3 protein-coding genes are annotated in these 4,294 nt (G+C 60.7%); 1 reads left to right on the top strand and 2 read right to left on the bottom strand.

Features of this window, described 5'->3' with window-relative positions; all coding sequences use genetic code 11:
* Positions 1-487: 487 nt before the first annotated feature.
* Positions 488-1,375 carry an aromatic amino acid DMT transporter YddG gene (yddG, locus tag ABN482_RS15900; protein WP_349504890.1) on the bottom strand — a complete coding sequence of 296 codons (888 nt, stop codon included), beginning with the start codon at positions 1,373-1,375 and terminating at the stop codon, positions 488-490.
* Between the two features lie 260 nt (positions 1,376-1,635).
* Between yddG and ABN482_RS15895 the strand changes: the two genes are divergently transcribed.
* Positions 1,636-3,708 carry an autotransporter domain-containing protein gene (locus ABN482_RS15895; RefSeq protein WP_349504889.1) on the top strand — a complete coding sequence of 691 codons (2,073 nt, stop codon included), beginning with the start codon at positions 1,636-1,638 and terminating at the stop codon, positions 3,706-3,708.
* A 14-nt stretch (positions 3,709-3,722) separates the two neighbouring features.
* On the opposite strand, the gene ABN482_RS15890 is transcribed toward ABN482_RS15895, so the two are convergent.
* A complete protein-coding gene (locus ABN482_RS15890) occupies positions 3,723-4,271 on the bottom strand; it encodes a DMT family transporter (RefSeq protein ID WP_349504888.1) in 549 nt (182 codons plus the stop codon).
* Positions 4,272-4,294: the final 23 nt, after the last annotated feature.

The raw sequence follows: 4,294 nt of genomic DNA, 5'->3' as shown, positions 1-4,294 counted from the left end.
TGACGGACAACCGCGTACGCCCACGGGCACGCACGGCGGCAGAGCGCTGGCCAGCCATGCGCGACTCCACGGCATCCCGACGGACACCGATACGGCGGGCAAACAGATCAAAAAAATGCATTGCCATCTCCTTGTACGACTGCGGAACGCGCAGGCGAGTGCGGATCGCCAGGCGCATCGCCTGGGCACGGACGAAACAGGACCGTGCGCACGCGCGCGGCCATGAGTCTGGAGGGAGGGCGTTCATCAGGCAGGCAGGACGCCTGACCGGTAGGAATGCCGCATCCTGTCTTTCAGGATACGGCTGAAGAAAGGTTCTGCCGGGATCCTAAAAGACTGAAGCGTCGATGCAGGATCGACAACTGGGGTCCGAATCGGTACTCACTAGAACCGTTCCTTTATTTCAACAAAAACCTCGAGATGGTATCTATTTTCGGGCAAGACGGCAAGCCCTTCCCTGACCTGCGCCGGCCCGACCATGCCGCTGTCAGCGCTTGCTGCGCGTCGCCAGCCAGCACAGCACCGACCCCAGGCAGACCATCGCCGCGCCCTGCCAGAAAGACAGCGACAGTGGCGTGCGCAGTACCAGGGCCGCCAGCGCGGCAGACAGGACCGGAATGAAATACGATGCTCCGGCCAACACCGTGACATTGCCATGCAGGATGCCCACATTCCACGCCGCATAGCCAAACCCCATGGCTGCCGCCGCCAGCAACAGGTAGACAATGGCCGCGCCACTGAACACCATCGGTTCGGCCCCCATGGCCAGGTACTTGATCCACAGTGCCGCCGCCGTCAGCATGAAAAACAGCGTGACACCGTTCTTGCCCTCGGCAATGCGGGCGGTCACCGTGCAGTAGATCGCCCAGATGACTGCGCCCGTCAGGGCCAGGCCATAGCTCAGCGGGTTGTCCCGGACATTCTCCAGCATGACGGCAAAATCCAGCCCCTGGTCGCCACCCAGCACCCAGCAGATGCCGGCAATGGCCAGCAGGAATCCAGGCACGATCAGCCAGTTCGAGCGCTGCCCGTTGAACACGATCGCACAGACCATGGTCAACGCCGGCCAGAGATAATTCACCATCCCGACCTCGATGGCCTGCCTGCCGGTATTGGCGTAGCCGATGGACAGGGCCAGGCACAACTCGTAGGACGTGAACAGCACACTTCCCCAGAACAGATAGCGCCGGGGAAATGTCCGCACCCTCGAAAATCCGACAGTCAGCACCAGGAACACCGATGCCACGGTATAGATCATGGCGGCTCCACCCGTCGCGCCCAGGCTTTCGCTGACACTGCGGATCAGGCCGACAATGGCGCTCCACAGCAGGACGGCGGTCAGGCCGATCAGGGTGGCGTTTTTTCTGTTGTTCATTTGATGCTTCGACTCACTCGCGGCTGGCTGCGCCGGATCATGGGCAGCGTCGTGTACGCATGGCACCGCATTAGCATACCTTTGGCAAATAAAAATTAATGAGGCCAGTGTTGTGATTTGTCTCCGATTCGTTATCGATGCCTAAAAAATTTACCCACATCCAACAAAGTTAGCCAAAATATGACAAAAATTACAACACACTCCGGTGGTCGTCTCCACATACAGGATCCGCACCTTTTCAAGGCTTCACTACACATACCATGACATCGACATCCCGCCCTTCGTTCGCGCTGCGCACCAGCCTGCTGACCCTGCTCGGCCTGTGCAGCCCCTTGATGAGCATGCCGACCCAGGCCGCCGTCGATATCCCGCCCGCGATTCCTGTCATGCCGGAAGACGGCTATAGCCTGACACCCGGCTATTACGAATCCGCTACATGGTCCAGCTCGGATGCCAACATTATCGTCAGACACTCAGGCGGCATCACCTATGAAGTGATCGACGTACTCAACCAGAGCCGCCGTAGTGTTATCGCTGAATTGCCACAGAACGCGTATTATTTCGAGGCCAGTACGCTCAGCAAGGATGGCTCCACATTGGCGGGCAGCATAGATGTGGTCGCCAAGGTATATGCCGGTGTCGTAGACCTGAACACCGGCACGGCCTGGCAGATTACCGGCCCCAACGGCAGTTCTTCTGCTGTCTCTGCACTCAATGGAAACGGTACTGTTGCCGTCGGCTACTGGCGGACAATCTCCGGAGATCGCGCGTTTATCTGGAGCCGCAATACTGATACGGCAACAGAACTGGCAAACGGCAATCTGCCTGCCGGCTATTCCGAGTCTCGTGCCTATGCCGTGAACAGTGCTGGCAATATCGTTGCGGGAAGCCTGGCAGGCAACACCAGTGCCACCTTCCGCTGGAAAGAAAGCGACAACCAGTACCAGGTCATCCAGAACAACCCACACACCGTGACATCCCCCATCGGCATCAGCGATGACGGTACCGTCATCCTTGCCCGCGCTCAGGAATTTGCCGGCAACGCTGCACTGCGCTGGACGGAAGCCAGCAACAGTTGGGAGAATCTCGGCAGCCTGGACGGCCAGAGCAATGCCACCCCTGCAGCCATGAACGCCACGGGCAACGTCGTGGTTGGCAGCGTCATGGGTAACCACACCGTGGTTGACAACGTCATCATAATCAATAAAACCGCCTTTCGCTGGCAGGAAGGCATCGGCATGCAATCCGTGACGGACTGGCTCGAAGACTCGGGCATCACCGTGGATCGCGCCACGTTCCAGCCTTCGGAAGCACGCAACGTCAGCGACGATGGCAATACCGTGCTGGGCTATGACCGCACGGGAGACCTCTTCATTGCCCGCCTCAGCAGCGGTGCCATTGCCATGGAACAGTTCAACGCCGGCCTCTACCAGACTGGCCTGGCTGCAATCAGCCAGATCACCCAGCCCGCCAATATGGTCCTGATGGGTGCGCACGGCTCGCCCATGCGCGGCTTGATCGGACGCGGCCAGCAGTACGTCTGGAGCACAGGCGACTGGGGCCGGGCCGACACGCCGGACAGCAACCATGCCAACATGGGTTCAATCGAAATCGGCTATGCGCGCGGCTTTACCGACAGCGCCATGGGCAAGATCTCGCTGGGCCGCACCTTCAGCCGGCAGGATACCGATTTCGATGGGCGTACCTACGCACGCGGCACGTACATCATGCCCGAGGCCACCTTCGCGCTGGGCAACACCTCGCTCTGGACCACGCTGAGCGCCTACTACGGCTTTGGCGAGGCGGACATCCGTCGCGGCTACCTCAACGCCGGCGTGCAGACCCATGCCGAGGGCAAACCGGACCAGCGCACCTGGGGCCTGCAGGCCCGAATCGACTGGCGCAATGCCTTCGAGCGCGGTTCTTTCGCACTGACCCCGTTTGCCGCCCTGCTCTACACGCACGCCAAGGTAGATGGCTATACCGAATCGGGCCAGGGCTTCCCCGTGAAATGGGATGCCCAGAAACAAAAGTCCACCCTGGCCCGCCTGGGTGTCGATGCCACGTATGCGCTGAACGAGTCGGTTACGCTGCTGGGCCGCGCCACCGCCGTGCACCGCTTTGAGCGCCGCACGTCCGATATTTCAGGGGACATCATCAACGTCTCGCCCTTTTCCTTCGAAGGCATACGCCAGAAGCAGAACTGGATGATCTTCGGGCTGGGTGCCGAAGCCCAGTTGGGCAGAGGCTCGCTGCAGATCATGGGCAACACCACGACTGAAACGGATGGCCTGCGTCATTGGGGCAGCATCACGTATCGGTTGCCGTTCTAAGCCGCCACACGCTTTCAGCGAGCGACAGGCCGATGTTGGGCTTGCGCTCGCTGCGCGGCTACCACATCGGCCCCTTCTCCGGACAAAGGCAGCGCTGCCCGACGATCCAGTCCCTGGATCAGAAATACCCCCACAAGCATCAGCACGACACCCGCAATACGCGGCACGGTCAAAGGCCTTGTCGCCAGCCCCATCAGCCCGAAGTGATCCACCAGTACCGCCGCGACCATCTGGCCCGCCACCACGCAGACCAGAAACCCGCCCGCGCCGAGCCGGGGAATGACCGAGGCGGCCACCGCAACATACAGGGCCCCGATGACGCCGCCGACCCATAGCCACCACGGCCCCTGCACGACACTACCAAGATTGGGTGCAGGTACGCGAAAAACGGCCATCGTAGGCAAAATGACCAGCAGGCTGACGCACAGCGAGATCAACGCACCCCACAGCGGACTGCCCATCAAACGTCCCACGGTGGCATTGGCTGTCGCCTGAAAAGGCAGTACCGCACCCGCCAGTAGCGCCATGGCCAAAGGGGCCAGGTATTCGATTCTGTTCAACATGGATTTGCTCCGTTCTGGCCTGG

The sequence above is a fragment of the Corticimicrobacter sp. genome, assembly GCF_040137905.1.
Taxonomy (GTDB): Bacteria; Pseudomonadota; Gammaproteobacteria; order Burkholderiales; family Burkholderiaceae_B; genus Corticimicrobacter.
This window is presented reverse-complemented; position numbering and strand designations above follow the sequence as displayed.